15 protein-coding genes are annotated in these 16026 nt (G+C 65.2%); 6 read left to right on the forward strand and 9 right to left on the reverse strand.

What is annotated here, in order from left to right:
* Nucleotides 1-10 precede the first annotated feature (10 nt).
* The 3 genes from uvrB (at nt 11) to TSH64_RS08025 (ending at nt 4042) form a co-directional block, all read left to right on the forward strand.
* On the forward strand, nt 11-2152 hold the full coding sequence (uvrB, locus tag TSH64_RS08015) for an excinuclease ABC subunit UvrB (protein WP_109096294.1): 2142 nt from the start codon (nt 11-13) through the stop codon (nt 2150-2152).
* Between the two features lie 95 nt (nt 2153-2247).
* Complete coding sequence (locus tag TSH64_RS08020; protein ID WP_109096295.1) at nt 2248-3147, forward strand: lytic transglycosylase domain-containing protein; 900 nt, start codon at nt 2248-2250, stop codon at nt 3145-3147.
* 37 nt (nt 3148-3184) lie between these two features.
* Nucleotides 3185-4042, forward strand: a complete 858-nt coding sequence (locus tag TSH64_RS08025) for an alpha/beta hydrolase (RefSeq protein WP_247873357.1) — start codon at nt 3185-3187, stop codon at nt 4040-4042.
* Between the two features lie 20 nt (nt 4043-4062).
* Here the strand turns inward: TSH64_RS08025 and TSH64_RS08030 are convergent, their stop codons facing one another.
* Nucleotides 4063-5232, reverse strand: coding sequence for an alpha/beta hydrolase (locus tag TSH64_RS08030; RefSeq protein ID WP_109096297.1), 1170 nt, complete (start codon nt 5230-5232; stop codon nt 4063-4065).
* A gap of 189 nt (nt 5233-5421) precedes the next feature.
* Between TSH64_RS08030 and TSH64_RS08035 the strand changes: the two genes are divergently transcribed.
* Nucleotides 5422-5925, forward strand: a complete 504-nt coding sequence (locus TSH64_RS08035; protein ID WP_109096298.1) for a hypothetical protein — start codon at nt 5422-5424, stop codon at nt 5923-5925.
* Between the two features lie 17 nt (nt 5926-5942).
* Here TSH64_RS08035 and TSH64_RS08040 read toward each other — a convergent pair whose 3' ends face one another.
* Nucleotides 5943-6599, reverse strand: coding sequence for a GNAT family N-acetyltransferase (locus TSH64_RS08040; protein ID WP_109096299.1), 657 nt, complete (start codon nt 6597-6599; stop codon nt 5943-5945).
* A gap of 393 nt (nt 6600-6992) precedes the next feature.
* On the opposite strand from TSH64_RS08040, the gene TSH64_RS35605 reads away from it, so the two are divergent.
* Entirely contained in the window at nt 6993-7163 is a 171-nt protein-coding gene (locus tag TSH64_RS35605; RefSeq protein ID WP_158285358.1) for a hypothetical protein, read from the forward strand.
* A 91-nt stretch (nt 7164-7254) separates the two neighbouring features.
* Here the strand turns inward: TSH64_RS35605 and TSH64_RS08045 are convergent, their stop codons facing one another.
* The 4 genes from TSH64_RS08045 to TSH64_RS08060 form a co-directional block, all read right to left on the reverse strand.
* Nucleotides 7255-8601: a globin-coupled sensor protein gene (locus TSH64_RS08045; RefSeq protein ID WP_109096300.1), complete on the reverse strand. Its 1347-nt coding sequence runs from the start codon at nt 8599-8601 to the stop codon at nt 7255-7257.
* A 354-nt stretch (nt 8602-8955) separates the two neighbouring features.
* Nucleotides 8956-9846, reverse strand: coding sequence for an RNA polymerase sigma factor RpoH (rpoH, locus tag TSH64_RS08050; protein ID WP_109096301.1), 891 nt, complete (start codon nt 9844-9846; stop codon nt 8956-8958).
* 713 nt (nt 9847-10559) lie between these two features.
* Nucleotides 10560-10970, reverse strand: coding sequence for a MucR family transcriptional regulator (locus tag TSH64_RS08055; RefSeq protein ID WP_109096302.1), 411 nt, complete (start codon nt 10968-10970; stop codon nt 10560-10562).
* Between the two features lie 35 nt (nt 10971-11005).
* Nucleotides 11006-11281, reverse strand: a complete 276-nt coding sequence (locus TSH64_RS08060; protein ID WP_012974184.1) for an HU family DNA-binding protein — start codon at nt 11279-11281, stop codon at nt 11006-11008.
* A gap of 435 nt (nt 11282-11716) precedes the next feature.
* Between TSH64_RS08060 and TSH64_RS08065 the strand changes: the two genes are divergently transcribed.
* Entirely contained in the window at nt 11717-12709 is a 993-nt protein-coding gene (locus TSH64_RS08065) for a TerC family protein (RefSeq protein ID WP_109096303.1), read from the forward strand.
* A gap of 54 nt (nt 12710-12763) precedes the next feature.
* Here the strand turns inward: TSH64_RS08065 and TSH64_RS08070 are convergent, their stop codons facing one another.
* The 3 genes from TSH64_RS08070 to plsY form a co-directional block, all read right to left on the reverse strand.
* Nucleotides 12764-13222: a hypothetical protein gene (locus tag TSH64_RS08070; protein WP_109096304.1), complete on the reverse strand. Its 459-nt coding sequence runs from the start codon at nt 13220-13222 to the stop codon at nt 12764-12766.
* Between the two features lies 1 nt (nt 13223).
* Entirely contained in the window at nt 13224-15176 is a 1953-nt protein-coding gene (locus tag TSH64_RS08075) for an acetoacetate--CoA ligase (RefSeq protein ID WP_109096305.1), read from the reverse strand.
* Between the two features lie 244 nt (nt 15177-15420).
* Nucleotides 15421-16026, reverse strand: a complete 606-nt coding sequence (gene plsY / locus TSH64_RS08080) for a glycerol-3-phosphate 1-O-acyltransferase PlsY (protein ID WP_199237767.1) — start codon at nt 16024-16026, stop codon at nt 15421-15423.

The following is a 16026-nucleotide window of genomic DNA, read 5'->3' on the forward strand; positions in this document are numbered from 1 at the left end:
TCGCCGCCCCATGGCAAGCCCTGTCCTGTCCGCCATTCCCGCCAAGCCTCTCGCGAAGCTGGAAGCCGGAAAGCAATTCGTCATCGTGTCGGACTACACGCCTGCGGGCGACCAGCCCAACGCCATCGAGGAACTGACCGGCGGCCTGCGGCAGGGCGAGAAGGACCAGGTGCTGCTGGGCGTCACCGGGTCGGGCAAGACCTTCACCATTGCGCATGTCATCCAGACGGTGCAGCGCCCGACGCTGGTCCTTGCGCCCAACAAGACGCTGGCGGCACAGCTGTATGGCGAGATGAAATCCTTCTTCCCGAACAACGCGGTGGAATACTTCGTCTCCTACTACGACTACTACCAGCCGGAAGCCTACGTTCCGCGCACCGACACCTACATCGAGAAGGAATCGTCGATCAACGAGCAGATCGACCGCATGCGCCACTCGGCGACGCGGGCCTTGCTGGAACGCGACGACGTCATCATCGTCGCGTCGGTGTCCTGCATCTACGGCATCGGTTCGGTCGAGACCTACTCCGAGATGACGGTGGACCTGCGCAAGGGCGAGGTGATCGCCCAGCCGGAGCTGCTGCGCAAGCTGACCGAGCTTCAGTACAAGCGCAACGACGCCGCCTTCGGCCGCGGCCTGTTCCGCGTCCGCGGCGACACGGTGGAACTGTTCCCGGCCCACATGGAAGACCGGGCGTGGCGTATTTCGCTGTTCGGTGACGAGATCGAGGCCATCCACGAGATCGACCCGCTGACCGGCGAGAAGCTGGCGGCATTGGAGGCGGTGCGCGTCTATCCGAACAGCCACTATGTGACGCCGAAGCCGACGCTGAACCAGGCGATCAGCCAGATCAAGAGGGACCTCAAGGAGCGGCTGGAGGAGTTCGCTGCCGAAGGCAAGCTGCTGGAGGCGCAACGGCTGGAGCAGCGCACGACCTTCGACATCGAGATGATGGCGGCCACCGGTTCCTGCGCCGGCATCGAGAACTATTCCCGCTACCTGACCGGCCGCGCCCCGGGCGATCCGCCGCCGACGCTGTTCGAATATCTGCCGGGCGACGCGCTGCTGATCGTCGACGAGAGCCATGTCATGGTGCCGCAGATCGGCGGCATGTACCGTGGCGACTTTATGCGCAAATCGACGCTGACGGACTACGGTTTCCGCCTGCCCAGCGCCAAGGACAACCGCCCGCTGAAGTTCGAGGAGTGGGAGGGCATGCGGCCGCAGACGGTCTTCGTCTCCGCCACGCCCGGTCCCTGGGAAATGGAGCGCACCGGCGGCGTCTTCACCGAGCAGCTGGTCCGCCCGACCGGCCTGATCGATCCGCCGGTGATCATCCGCCCGACCGAAACCCAGGTCGACGACCTGATCGGCGAGTGCAAGGAGGTGGTCGCCAAGGGCTATCGCGTTCTGGTCACCACCCTGACCAAGAAGATGGCGGAGGCGCTGACCGAATACATGCACGAGGCGGGATTGCGCGTGCGCTACATCCACTCCGATGTGGAGACGCTGGAGCGCATCGAGATCATCCGCGACCTGCGGCTGGGTGCTTATGACGTGCTGGTCGGCATCAACCTGCTGCGCGAGGGGCTGGACATCCCGGAATGCGCTCTGGTGGCGATCCTCGACGCTGACAAGGAAGGCTATCTGCGGTCCAGGACCTCGCTGATCCAGACCATCGGCCGTGCCGCCCGCAACATCGACGGACGGGCGATCCTCTACGCCGACAAGATCACCGACAGCATGAAGTACGCCATCGACGAGACGGCACGCCGCCGCGAGAAACAGATGGCCTACAATCTGGAACACGGCATCACGCCGGAATCGGTGAAGAAGGCCATCGGCGACATTCTGGAAAGCGTGTACGAGCGCGGCGACCATGTGACGGTCAAGACCGGCCTGAACTCCAACGAACTGGTCGGGCACAACCTCAAGAACGTCATCGCCGACCTGGAAAAGCGCATGCGGGCCGCCGCTGCCGACCTGGAGTTCGAGGAGGCCGCCCGTCTGCGCGACGAGCTGCGCCGGCTGGAAGCGATGGATCTGGGGCTGGAGACTCCCGGCAGCATCGGCATCAGCAGTGCCCGCCAGGGTCGCGGCATTCCGGAAGGGGCGCCGAAGAAGCAGGGCAGGCGCCGGCGGGGGCCGTGATCCACCTGTTGTTGACCCACCCTTGTCCTGAACAGGTTGCAACACCATACTTCCGCTTCCCGTAGGGTGGCGCGGGATCGCAGGAGGGTCGTGGCTTGTTCGTTCGTCGTGTCTTGATGGTGCCGCTGATTGCGCTGGCGCTGTGTGGCGTTGGCATCGGGTCGGCATCCATCGCCGCGGCGGCGGATGCGAAATCGGCGGCGAAGCCGAACGCGGTGGCCGAACTGCCGCCGCCGTCGCTCAAGACCAAGTCCGGCGACTGCGAACTGGCGGAGCAGGGCAACGCCGATGCGGCATTCCGGCTGGCCCGCCGCTATCTGTTCGGCAAGGGGGTGCGCAAGGATCGCCGGCTCGGCACCGCTTGGCTGCGTGCCGCCGCCTCGCGTGGACATCCGGAGGCGCGGCGGCTGGTCAATTATGTTCCCGGCCGCATGGGGCGCATCCGTCCCTGGTGCCGCCCCGGCGCCGGCCCGGTGCGGGAGATGGGGCCGCCCCCGGCGGAGGTGGTGGCCCTGGTCAACGGCATCGCGCCGAAATATGGCATCGACCCGGCGCTGGTGCTGGCGGTGATCCAGGCGGAGAGCGCCTTCCGCACCGACGCGGTGTCGCCTAAGGACGCCGCCGGGCTGATGCAGCTGATCCCCGACACGGCCGACCGTTTCGGCGTCGGCGACGTCTTCGACCCCAAGCAGAACATCACCGGAGGGGTGAAGTACCTGCGCTGGCTGCTGGCCTATTTTCAGGGCGACGTGACGCTGGCGCTGGCCGGCTACAATGCCGGGGAGGGGGCGGTGGACCGCTACAAGGGCGTTCCGCCCTATGACGAGACGCGCAACTACGTCCGCATCATCCGCCGCATCTATGACAACACCCGCCATCCCTTCGACGGGTCGGTGGCGGAGCCGTCGTCGGCCATGCCGGCCATCCGTGCCGCGGCGGAACGCGCGGTCGAGGCGGAGTTGCCACGCGGCGCCAAATCGCCGAAAAAGGGATAGTTCCGTCAATTCTGAACAGGAGTGCCCGCCCGTGCCGATGTCCGAACGCAACGTCCTCGGCCTCAGCGCCGCCGGGTTCCACAGGATGGCCTACACCCAGTGGGGGCGTGACGATGCCGCGCGCACGGCGGTCTGCGTCCATGGGCTGACGCGCAACGGCCGCGATTTCGACCGGCTGGCGCTGGCCCTGGCGGATGGCTGGCGGGTGGCCTGCCCCGACGTGGTCGGGCGCGGCCGCAGCGACTGGCTGCCGGTGCCGGCGCTCTACGGCTATCCGCAATACTGCTCCGACATGGTGGCGCTGATCGCCCGTATGGGGGTGGAGACGGTCGATTGGATCGGTACCTCGATGGGGGGGCTGATCGGCATGACCCTGGCGGCGCAGGCGAACAGCCCGATCCGCCGCATGGTGATCAACGATGTCGGCCCCTTCATTGCCCAGGCCGGGTTGCAGCGGATCGCCGATTATGTCGGCAAGGACCCGGTGTTCGAGGATCTGCCGGCGCTGGAATCCTACCTGCGTTTCGTCCTGATGGGCTTCGGCACGATCGGTGACGAGTGCTGGCGCCATATGGCGCAGCACAGCGCCCGGCCGCTGCCCGACGGGCGGTTCCGCTTGGCCTACGATCCGGCCATCGGCGATGCGTTCAAGACCGCGCCCATCGGCGATGTCGATCTGTGGGCATTGTGGGATCGGGTGCGCTGCCCGGTCTTGGTCCTTCGCGGCGCGGACTCCGATCTGCTGAGCGCCGAAACGGCGGAGCGGATGGCGGAACGTGGACCGGGAGCCGCCGGTCTGGTGCGGGTGGTGGAGTTTGCCAACACCGGCCACGCCCCGTCCCTGATGACGGACGAACAGATCGCCATCGTCCGCGGCTTCCTGGCGGAGGGCTGAGCACCCTCCGGGGCAGGCAATCAATTCACCCGGCGCAGCACCGTGTCGAGCCGGCCATGGCCGTCCTTGTCGAGCCAGCTGGCGGCGACGCGGCCGTCGGGGCGCAGGCGGTAGCGCAGGATGTTGCGGCCCTTTTCGTCGAAGACCAGCTCGCCATTCTCGATGCGGCCCTTGCGGCGCACCCGTTCGGCGGGCTGGTCCGATTCCATGCCGGCGCCCAGCACATAGTCGGCATAGACGGCGTCGCCCTCGGCCTTCTCCACCGACAGGGCAACCTCGCGGCCATTGATGTAGCTGCCGTACCACATGCCCATGTAGGGGCGCAGCGTGGCGGTCGCGTCGTTGCCCCTGGCCGAGCCCGATGCGTTCGCCGGCAGGGCGGCCTGCAGCATCTCGGCACTCGGGCTGCGTCCCCAGGTCTCGTCGCAGGGCGGATCGTTGGGGGTTGGCGGCTCCTCCGCGAAGCGGACGATGCAGGCGCCGAAGCGGCGGACGAACAGCCCGGTGTTGGCGGCGCCATGGCCGGTCAGCAGCGACGGTTGGTCGACGATCAGGCTGCTCAACCCGCGCTGGGTCAGGATGTTGCGGGCCGGTTCGGCGCGCCCGCCCGGATCGAAATCGTCGCCGTGGAAGAAGAACATCATCACCCGCGCCCGGCGGACCTCGCGCAGGATCGGCCAGAGCTGGGCGGCGTTCTCGCGGTAGCTGTCGAACGCCTCGGTGAAGTTGCCGAAGGCGGCTGGTGCAGTGGCGATGACGGCGTCGATGGCGTTGGTCTGGCCGGCGGCGATCAGCGAGATGAAGGCGCCGAATGACTGGCCGGTCAGGGCGACCCGGCGATAGCCCTTGGCCTTCAGCGCCTCCGAATAGCCGGCGAGTGCGCGGGAGCTGTTGGGCAGGGTGTCGCTGACCCGCATGCGGTCCAGCCGGTACACGTCCCAGCCGGCGTCGCGCATCGCTTTCATGAAGAGCGGGGTGGGGGCTTCCGAATCTTCGGAGTCCACCGAGCGGCCGTGGCTCCAGACCACCGCGCCGCGGGCCTTTGCCGGACCGGCCAGCGAGGCCTCGCCGTAGGCGGATTTGAGAACGATCTGGGCCATTGCCGGGCGGGCGACCGTCAGGCCCCCGGCGACAGCCAATCCGATCGTCGCGACCAGTGCGAGAACACCCCCCCGAATCGTCCGCCTCATGCCCAGCGATCCCCCTGAACTGCTTAGTCGCTTCAGGATTGCCGCCGTTCGTTAACGCGACCTTTCCATGGTTTTCACTGTCACGCACGGACGCTTTTTGTCACAGGCAAATTTCGCAAATAAGAATGACTCGCAATTGGTGACGGGAAGCGGTAGGGTCTTCCTGCAACCGGATGAAGGAGCATCGGCATGTGCGGGACGGTGGAAGAGGGGCGGTACTCGCCTTGGACGGTGGCGGATCTGACGACCGCCGAACGGGCGTTGCTGACCGGCGTGCGCCAATGGTTCCGTGCTGGCACCGCCGGGGCCATGGCATCGATGCGCATCGGTCTGAATGTGGCCGGCGTGCCGAACACCGCACTGCTGCCGCTTTTCGCCCTGCTCGGCACCTTTGCGGTTGCAGGCGCCCGCCGGCCGGAGATCCGCTGCCCGGCCTGCAGCCGGATCAGCATCGACGAAGCCGCCCTGCTGGACTCCCTCGCCGCGGTGCAGGGTGGCGATGCGGAGGTCGCGACACAACTGCTCGACCGCTGGCTGCCGCCGGTCGCACTGCTCATGGCGACCGACGCGATGGCTGAACTGGGCGGCGTGCTGGATGGCGCACGCATCTTCTTGCCGCGCCGACGGGCGGCACGGCTGGTGACGCCGGCAACCGGCCCGACCATGGGCGACATGGCGATGGCGGCCGAATAGAGAGTGGCGGAGCAGGGTCAGTCGCCCGCCATCTTCAGGCTCCGGCTGCGGTCCGAGGGGGCGCCGTTCGCGCCACTGGCTTCGGGCAACAGTTTGTGCAGAAGCCACTGGTCGATGGCGACGCGGACCAGCCGGCCTTCCGGCGTGTGGTAGAGAAAGTGCCCGCGCTCCCGCCCGCAATGGTCGTACCCCAGCCGTTCGTAGAAGGGCAGCACGCCGACATTGTCGCGGTCCACCCCCAGTTCGGCGAAGGGCACGCCACGCTGGAACACCACCCGTTCGGCTGCCCGCACCAGCCGGACACCGATGCCGATGCCACGGAAGGGCTGGAACACCCGCAGTGCCCATAGGGTCGCTCGGCCGCTCGGCCGCTTGCGCAGGAAATCGATGCAGATCTGGCCGACCGGAAAACCGTTGACGTCGGCCAGCAGCATGGCGCCGTCACCGCGTTCCTGAAGATGGAAAGCGCCGGCGATGATTTCGCGATGGGGTGTGTGCAGGCCGTACCATTCGAGCGTCGACAAATCCTCCTGCCTTGCCGGACGGATGGTCAGCGGCAAATCGAGCATCTCGCTGTTCCCGCCCTCGCTGCCGTCCTCCTCTGCCGCATCCAGTCCGAAGTGAGCGTTGGTGGCTGTGCCGCGGATGCCGACGCGGCGCTGTGCTGTTGCCATGATGCCGATGCCTCGCAGGTTTTTCCCCGCACTGTGCCGCCGATGGATCGGATGGCGGCTTCGCTGACAACCCTACACGCCATGCGGACGTTCCCACGCTGCGCGGTTGGGATAAGGCTTTCGGTGGGACACCCCATTTTCGTGGTTTTATATAAAACAAATAAAATTTTACTATAATAAGAAATTACTGGGCGCTGCTTGTGTTGTGGAGAGGGTTTGTTCTCTGGGATGAAAGCTGATCTATGAAAACAGCAATGGGTTGAATGCCGGAAGTCTTATTGACGTTGCAAGACGCCGTTTGATAAATCTGTCGGAAGAGATTAACTCTCTCTTGCGTATGAAGAATAAAGCAATTTTACCTAAAATTCTCAACATCGGGCGGGGGATTGCATCATGACGAGAATCGTCAATCTGGGACGTACCGGTTTGTTCGTGGCGATGCGCGGTGGAGTAATGACCAGCCTGGGCGGTCACAGCCATTGGCGCAGCGCCGACGAGGTTCGCCGCGCCGCGCTGGCGGAGAATGTTCCGGTCAGCGATCTCGTGGTCCGCACGCTGGCTTGAGCGGTCGCATCGCCGCAAAGCCCGGACATTAAAAAAGGGCGCGTTCCTTGGGGGAGCGCGCCCTTTCCTCGAACCTGCACCGTGAAGCGGATCAGCCGGCGCGGACGCGGGTCAGGAAGCGCTCGACCTCGGACCTCAGGGTACCCGACTGGCGCGACAGTTCGTTGGTCGCCTCCAGAACCTGACGGGCCTCTTCACCGGCATTGTTGGCCGATGCGTTCACCGCGACGATGGTTTCGCTGACCTCGCGGGTGCCGATCGACGCCTGCTGTACGTTGCGGGCGATCTCCGTCGTGGCGGCACCTTGCTCTTCCATGGCCGTGGCGATGGAGGTGGAGATCTCGTTGATGCGGGCGATGGTGCCGGAGATGGACCGGATGGCCCCGACCGCCTCCTGCGTCGCCCCCTGGACGGCGCCGATCTGCGAGTTGATCTCCTCCGTCGCCTTGGCGGTCTGGTTGGCAAGGCTCTTGACCTCGCTCGCCACGACGGCGAAGCCCTTGCCGGCCTCCCCGGCACGCGCCGCCTCGATGGTGGCGTTCAAGGCAAGCAGGTTGGTCTGGCTGGCGATGTCATGGATCAGCTTGACCACCTGCCCGATCCGGCTGGCAGCATCGGCCAAGCCCTGAACGGTGGCGTTGGTCCGCTCGGCCTCGGTCATCGCGGCGTTGGCGATGGCGGCCGACTGGGTCACCTGATGGCTGATTTCGCCGATCGAGGCGGTCAGTTGCTCAGCCGCCGCGGCGACGGTCTGGATGTTGACCGAGGCCTCCTCGGCGGCGGCGGCGACCTGGGTCGACTGCTCGCTGGTGGTTTCCGCCGTGCGGCTCATCGCCTGGGCAGTGCCCTGCAACTGCTGGGCTGCACTGGCCACCGCCTGGACAACGCCCTTGACCTCGCGTTCAAAGCTGTCGGCGGTGCTGCCAAGTTCCCGCGCGATGATCGCCGCGGTGTTCAGGTCGATATAGACGGAGGTGGCGAGATCCATGTCCAGGAACACCGCCTTGTTGATCGCCTGGAGAAGCTGCGACAGCTTTTCCGGCTTCTTGCGGTAGATCTGGGTCGCCAGTTCAATCAGCTTGTTCAGGGTGAAGCAATAGGCGCCGGTGTACCAGCGCGGTTCGAGCCCGATGCGCTGGTGGGTCTGGCCGATCTTCAAGACCTGATTGACGTAGGCCTCGTCGAAGGTGCCGGTGAAGACGTTGCGCAGCCAATGCTGCTTCTGCAGGTCGCGGGCGCGGCCGGTCACCACGGGATTGACCAGCATCGGCGCCACCTGTGGCACGGCGCGCAGGTAGCCGTAGAACTCTTCCAGAATTTGATCGATGCGCTGCGCCAGATAAGGCTGGAACTCCCGCAGGGTTGCCTTCGTCGCTTCGTCGATGCGCAGGAAGGTGATGCGGTCGATAATCGATTGAGTCTGGGCAGCGTTCGACATGGAGCCCTCTCCCATATGTGATATGACTAGCGTACTATAAATTGGCGAAAATGCAATTTTCTCCGCGGGCCGCACATCATGCGCAAGCATTCCCAACTTTGAACCTGTCACTTTGTCGCATGGCATCTTCAAGCGGCAGCAAGGGCAACGGATCGCGGCCGGTTGGGATCGAAGCCGAAACAGTCCATAAAAGAAAAGGCCGGCGAGCCCAGGGGCACCGCCGGCGTGAAGGTTACAGGTCTGGAGGCAACAGGCGGGCCGACAACCCGCTGGAACGATGCGGAGCACGGCAAAGCCGGTCCCGCATATGTCCCGTCCGGCAGTGTGGCAGCCGGACGGGAAAACGATGTCCGGTCAGGCCACCATGGGGGTGACCGGGCGGCGCAGGGCCTGCGCGGCGCTGAGCACCGCCTTCTGGAGCTTTTCGAAAGCCCGCACTTCGATCTGGCGAACCCGTTCGCGCGAAACCGAGAATTGCTGGCTCAGCGCTTCGAGGGTCGAAGGGTCGTCCTTCAGGCGGCGTTCAAAGAGGATGCGGCGTTCGCGGGCGTCCAACCGGTCCAGCGCCTGTCCGACCAGCCGGCGGCGCAGCGCCAGTTCGTCGGCCTCGGCCAGCATGGCATCCTGGGTGGGCCGGTCATCGGCCAGCAGTTCCAGCCAATTGGTTTCGCCATCCGACGAGAGGGTGGCGTCGAGCGAGCTGTCGTTGGCGGCGAGGCGGCGGTTCATTTCCACCACCTCGGTCTCCGGCACGTCCAGTTCGGCGGCGATGGTGGCGACGGTCTCCGGCGACAGGTCGCCCTGCTCCAGCTCGGCCATCTGGCTCTTCAGGCGGCGCAGGTTGAAGAACAGCTTCTTCTGCGCGGCGGTGGTGCCCATCTTCACCAGCGACCAGCTGTGCAGGATGTATTCCTGGATCGCCGCGCGGATCCACCAGGTGGCGTAGGTGGCGAAGCGGAACCCGCGCTGCGGATCGAATTTCTGGGCCGCCTGCATCAGGCCGACATTGCCCTCTGCCACCAGATCGACCAGCGGCAGGCCATAGCCGCCGAAGCCGCGGGCGATCTTGATGACGAGGCGGAGATGGCTGCCCACGAGCTGTTCCAGGGCCTGCGGATTGCCGCGCTCCCGCCAGGCGATGGCGAGGTCGCGCTCGACATCCGGGGCAAGGATCGGGAAGCGCTTCGACTCCTCGATGTAGCGGGTCAAGCTGGCGTTTTCACCGATCAGCAGTTTCTTCAGCACGTGTTTGCCTCCTCTCCAACGCTTCCCGAAACGGCCTCTTTCCGAAGGCCGGCCCGGTCGGGGCCCATGGCGGGGATCGCCTTAGAGGCGATGATCCATTGGCGGACGCAGGAATATCGTCCGTCTTTATCGGCTCTGGCCGGCTTTGGTTTGTATTGGGGTCTGTATTTGCTTGGCGTCTTAAGGAACTGCGTCCTTATGACACTGTTAATGTGGCCGCAGAAATGCGACGGATCAACCCTGTAAAGGGCGTGTTCCGGGTGTTTTTCGGCGTATACCCAGGCTCTTCTTCCACCCGCACCGGCAGTCTGGAGGAGGGGCATTTCTATGACCCCTGACCTTCGGCCGGGTGACGTACGGGCGAGCGGTTCATCCCCAATCGGCTGGCCGGACGTTGGACCGGACAACATCGCTATACCGCATCTGCGAAAGGGAACGGAGGCAGGCAGTTCCCCGGTCGACCGGATTGGCGGGAGGCGACTATGCCTCTGCGATGAGGATGGTGATCGAACCGCCCGTGGTTCCTCAACCATACCGGAACCCTAGATGGGAAGGCCGAGCCACTTCGCCACCAGAACATTGGTCATATGACAACAATGGGCAAGGAGGTAGCCCGGGGGAGTGGGGCGGCGTCGGGCGGAGCCGGGGCCGGGCAAAGAAAAAGGCGCGTCCCGAAGGACGCGCCCGATCGAGCAGCGATGGACGGAGAGCCGTTATTCGGCCGCCGCACGCTTGCGGCCAAGCCCGAGCTTGGTCGCCATCTCCGAACGCGCCTTGGCATAGTTCGGGGCAACCATCGGGTATTCCGGCGGCAGGCCCCACTTGGCGCGGTATTCGTCCGGCGTCATGTCATAGACGGTCTTCAGATGCCGCTTGAGCATCTTCAGCTTCTTTCCGTCTTCCAGACAGACGATGAATTCCGGCGTGACCGACTTCTTGATCGCGACGGCCGGGACCAGTTCGGCCTTGGCCGGGGCCGGCTTGTCGTCGCCCAAATTGCGGAAGGCGATCTGGACGCTGTTGATCAGCGTGGGCAATTCCTGAACCGGTACCGAGTTGTTGCCGACATAGGCGGCAACGACCTTGGCGGTCAGCGATTGCAGTTCGGTTTGATCGATGGTCATGGCTGCGATCCCCTTGTGACGCGGATGCGGGCGGATCAGCCGTTCACCAGATCGCGCAGCTGCTTGGCCGGCTTGAACTTCGGAGCCTTGGAGGCGGCGATTGCCACGACTTCGCCGGTGCGCGGGTTGCGGCCTTCACGGGCGGCACGCTCGGCCACCTCGAAGATGCCGAAACCGGCCAGGCGCACATCTTCGCCGCGGCCCAGCGCGCCGGAGATGCCCTCGAACACAGCCTGAACGACCTTGGCCGCGTCGGCCTTCTTGATGCCGGCGTTGGTGGCGACGGTTTCGATCAGCTCGGCCTGGTTCATGCAAAACTCCATTTGTTCGGTTTGGTTTCGGTTTTTCGGAGTTATTGGCAGAACGGCACCATCCGCACAAGAGCGAACACAGATTGGGCAACCGTTGGTGTTTTTCTTGCGCGTCATTCGTTCGCCATCTGTGGCGTCGCTGCATCAAGTAGCGGGTCCGGATGGCGTTTCGTTCGTCATCGCCGCAGATTTCCAGGGCTTTGGCATCTCAGGCACGCTGTCGGGACTGCGACTCGCAAAGGTCAGCGAAAGACGCTGAGCGCTGCTTTTGCTTGTCGGGTGCGTTCGCTCCTTATCGCGGTCTTGACCCGCGGCAGAGCGACACCATCTGCTGGCAAGTTCGGGTCCGGGCCCCTCTGACGATCGAGGCGTCGGTCGTGATGTCGGAACCGCTTGATCTCTCCGCTCACGCAGCGTCATCAAGTGGGTTTTACGATGGACAGTTTGTTAGCGACTGTTTTTCTCGAATTTATGGGAAAGCCGGTCTGGATTTGGTTGGTATTCGTCGGCATTGTCCTGACCCTTCTGGTCCTGGACCTTGGTGTTCTGAACCGCCGCGACCATGTCATCGGCGTCGGCGAAAGCCTGAAGCTCTCGGCCTTCTACATCGCGGTCGCTATGCTGTTCGGCGGCTGGGTCTGGTGGTCGATGGGCGGCGAAGCCGGCTTGCAGTATTACACGGGCTTTTTCGTCGAAAAGAGCCTGTCACTCGACAACGTCTTCGTCATATCGCTGATATTCAGCTACTTCGCGGTGCCGCGTGAATTGCAGCACCGGGTGCTTTTCTGGGGCATCCTGGGCGTCATCGTGCTGCGCGGCCTGATGATCGGCGCCGGCGCGGCGCTGGTGTCGGAATTCCATTGGATTCTCTATCTCTTCGGCGCCTTCCTGGTGCTGACCGGCATCAAGATGCTGTTCGCCAAGGACGAGGAGACCAACCTGGGCGAGAATGTCGCGCTCCGGTTCGTGAAGCGCCACATCCGCGTCACCGACCGCTTCCACGGCCATCACTTCCTGGTCAAGGAGCCGGTGGGCGACAGCGGCACGATGCGCTGGACGGCGACGCCGCTGCTGCTGGCGCTGATCATGGTCGAACTGGCCGATCTGGTCTTCGCGGTGGACAGCGTGCCGGCGATCTTCGCCATCACCACCGACCCTTATCTGGTCTATACCAGCAACATCTTCGCCATCCTGGGCCTGCGCGCGCTATATTTCGCCCTGGCCGCGATGGTCCACCGTTTCCGTTACCTGAAATACGCCCTGGCGCTGGTGCTGGTGTTCATCGGCGGCAAGATCTTCTACACGCAGGTCTTCGGCAAGCCCGACCCGCTGATCGCACTTGGCGTGACCTTTGCTCTCATCGGCGGCGGCGTGGCGGTGTCGCTGTGGAAGACCAGCCGCGAAAACAAGGCGGTGGCGGCCGAGTAACCGCGACGGTCGACGCTGGGGGGCGGCACGCCGATGCCGCCCTTCCCGTCCGTCTCAGAACCCCAGCTTCGCCAGTTCGGCGATGCTGTCCGCGGCAGTGCGGTGGAGGATGAAGCGTCCGCCGGCCGTTTCCCAAGGCTCGCGGGCCTTCTCGCGGTCGTCGACCAGGATGGCGCCGGGAGTGGCATAGCGGGCCTTGTCCCGGGCTATGCAGGTGATGACCGGGACGTCGCCCCGCAGCATGCGGGCGACCCAGCGCGTCTTCTGCGCAGGCGCCCAACTGCCCAGCGGCAGGCCGGTCAGGATGGTCGGCCGGTGCGGTGCGCAGAAGCTCCAAAGCTCCTGCGCGTCGTGCATGAACTCCAGCGTGCCGAAGAAGTCGGCATGCCGGGACAGCGCCCGCCACATCTCCTTCATCGCCAGCTGTTCCGGCCGCTTGCCGGTGACCGCGACGACGCCGCGGTCGAAATCGGCAAGCACGCCGTCGAGGTCGAGGAACAGCGGCGGCACCATGTCAGGCCCCGCTCAGTTCCGTCCGCTCGCGGAACTCGTCGAGCGCCTGCGGGTTGGACAGCGCCTCGGTGTTCTTGATCGGCCGGCCGTGGACGGCGTCGCGCACCGCCAGTTCGGTGATCTTTCCGGAGCGGGTGCGCGGGATGTCGGTGACCTGCACGATCTTCGCCGGGACATGGCGGGGCGAACAGTTGTCCTTGATCCGCTTGCGGATGGTGTCGGCAAGGGCCTCGTCCAGTTTCATCCCTTCTCTCAGCACGACGAACAGCACGACGCGCACGTCGCCGTTCCACTCCTGGCCGATGCAGACCGCCTCCATGATTTCCGGCAACTGTTCGACTTGGCGGTAGATCTCCGCCGTGCCGATGCGCACGCCCCCGGGGTTGAGCACGGCGTCCGACCGGCCGTAGATCACCCAGCCGCCATGCTCCGTCTGCTCGATGAAGTCGCCATGGACCCAGATGTTGGGGAAGCGGTCGAAATAGGCGGAGCGGTATTTCGACCCGTCCGGATCGGCCCAGAAGCCGATGGGCATGCTTGGGAAGGGGCGGGTGCAGACCAGTTCGCCCTTCTCGCCGCGGACGGCATGGCCGTTGTCATCGAAGGCTTCCACCGCCATGCCGAGGCCGCGCGTCTGGATCTCGCCCTTCCACACCGGAGAGATCGGGTTGCCCAGCACGAAGCAGGACATGATGTCGGTGCCGCCGCTGATCGAGGCGAGATGGAGGTCCTGCTTGATCGAGCGATAGACGAACTCGAAATTCTCCGGCATCAGCGGCGACCCGGTGGAGGTCAGGGCGCGGACGCTGGCCAGCGAATGGGTCTTCATCGGCTCCAGCCCGGACTTTTCCAGCGACTGGATGAACTTGGCCGAGGTGCCGAACAGCGTCACCTGCTCCGCATCGGCATAGTCGAACAGGATGTTGCCGGTGGGAGCGAAGGGCGAGCCGTCATAGAGGACGAGCGTCGTGCCGCTGGCCAGTCCGGTCACCAGCCAGTTCCACATCATCCAGCCGCAGGTGGTGAAATAGAACAGCCGGTCGCCGGGCTTGAGGTCGCAGTGCAGCCGATGTTCCTTCACATGCTGAAGGATGGTGCCGCCGGTGCCGTGGACGATGCATTTCGGCTTTCCGGTGGTGCCGGACGAATAGAGGATGAACAGCGGGTGGTCGAATTCGACCCGTTCGAAGGTCGGCTCGGCCACCGGATGGGGCGCCATGAACTCCTGGAAGCCGACGGCGCCGGGGATCGCCGACAGGTCGGGCGCCTTGTCGACATAAGGGACGATGATTGTGGCGACGACGGTCGGCAGATCCTTGAGAACTTCGGCCACCTTGGCGCGGACGTCGTGGCTCTTGCCGTTGTACCAGTAGGCGTCGGGGGCGAAGACAACCTTCGGCTCGATCTGGCCGAAGCGGTCGGTGATACCCTGGATGCCGAAATCGGGCGAGCAGGAGGACCACACCGCGCCCAGGCTGGTGGTGGCGATCATCGCCGCCAGCGTTTCCGGCATGTTCGGCATGATGGCGGCGACACGGTCGCCCTTGCCGACTCCCTTGGCCTTCAGCGCCTGCTGCAGGCGGGAGACGGTGGCCTTCAGCTCCGCCCCGCTCCAGCGATACTTCACCTTGTCCTCGCCCCAGAAGACGACCGCAGTGTCGTCCGGCGCGCCGGCCAGCAGGTTCTCGGCATAGCTGAGGCGGGCTTCCGGGAACCAGCGGGCGCCCGGCATTTTGTCGCCGTCCAGCAGATCGACGCCACCGAGATCGCCGGTCAGCCCGGCCCATTCCCACAGGAAGCGCCAGAACTGTTCCTTCTCCGCGATCGACCAGTTGTAGAGCGCGTCGTAATCGTCCAGCCGCAGTCCGAATCGCGCATTCGCCGCCTCGCGGAAGACGGTCAGGTTGGCCTGCGCGATGCGCTCCTCACTCGGGCTCCACAGCGGAGTGTCCATTCTCGGTTCCCTCAGCGTCTCGTTTTCCGCCGGCCCCAGCGGCCAGCTCTCCTGCCGGGTTGCTTGTTCGTGCCCCGGATTGCCGTGCAGCATAGCGCATGGCCGCACCGGTTGTCTGCGTCCGGGTGGGCGAAATCGGATAGGGTGACGGAGGGCAACGGTAACGGAATCAAGGCGCTGCAAAAGAAAAAGGGCAGGGAGTTTCCTCCCCGCCCCCCGTGCCTTCGGTCAATCGGACCGCCGGTCAGGCGGCCTTCTTCTTGCCGGCGCCGATCTTCGGCTCCTCGCCTTTCAGCAGGCGCCGGATGTTCGCCTCGTGCCGGATGAAGACCAGCACGGCGATGAACAGGCAGAGGCCGGCGACCAGCGGTCCGCCGAAATACCAGCCGGTCAGCGGGCTGAGGCCGAGAGCCGTCAGCGCCGACAGCGACGAGATGCGGAACAGCGCCGCCATGACGATCCAGGTCAGGCAAGCCAGCAGCCCGACCGGCCAGGACACGGCCAGCAGGACGCCGATTGCCGTCGCGACACCCTTGCCGCCCTTGAAGCCCAGCCAGACCGGGAAGCTGTGGCCCAGCATGGCGCCGCCGGCGGCCAGAACCGCCGCTTCCGGCCCGGCCCACCACAGAGCCAGCAGAGCCGCGATGGCGCCCTTGCCGCTGTCGAGCAGCAGGGTCGCCAGCGCCAGCGGCTTGTTGCCGGTGCGCAGCACGTTGGTGGCGCCGATGTTGCCGGAGCCGATCTGGCGGATGTCGCCCAGGCCGGCCATCCGGGTCAGCACCAGCCCGAAGGGGATCGAGCCCAGCAGGTAGCCCAGCAGGGCGGCAAGAACGCCAGCGATGGGAGTCAG

This window comes from Azospirillum sp. TSH64 (assembly GCF_003116035.1).
Lineage (GTDB): Bacteria > Pseudomonadota > Alphaproteobacteria > Azospirillales > Azospirillaceae > Azospirillum.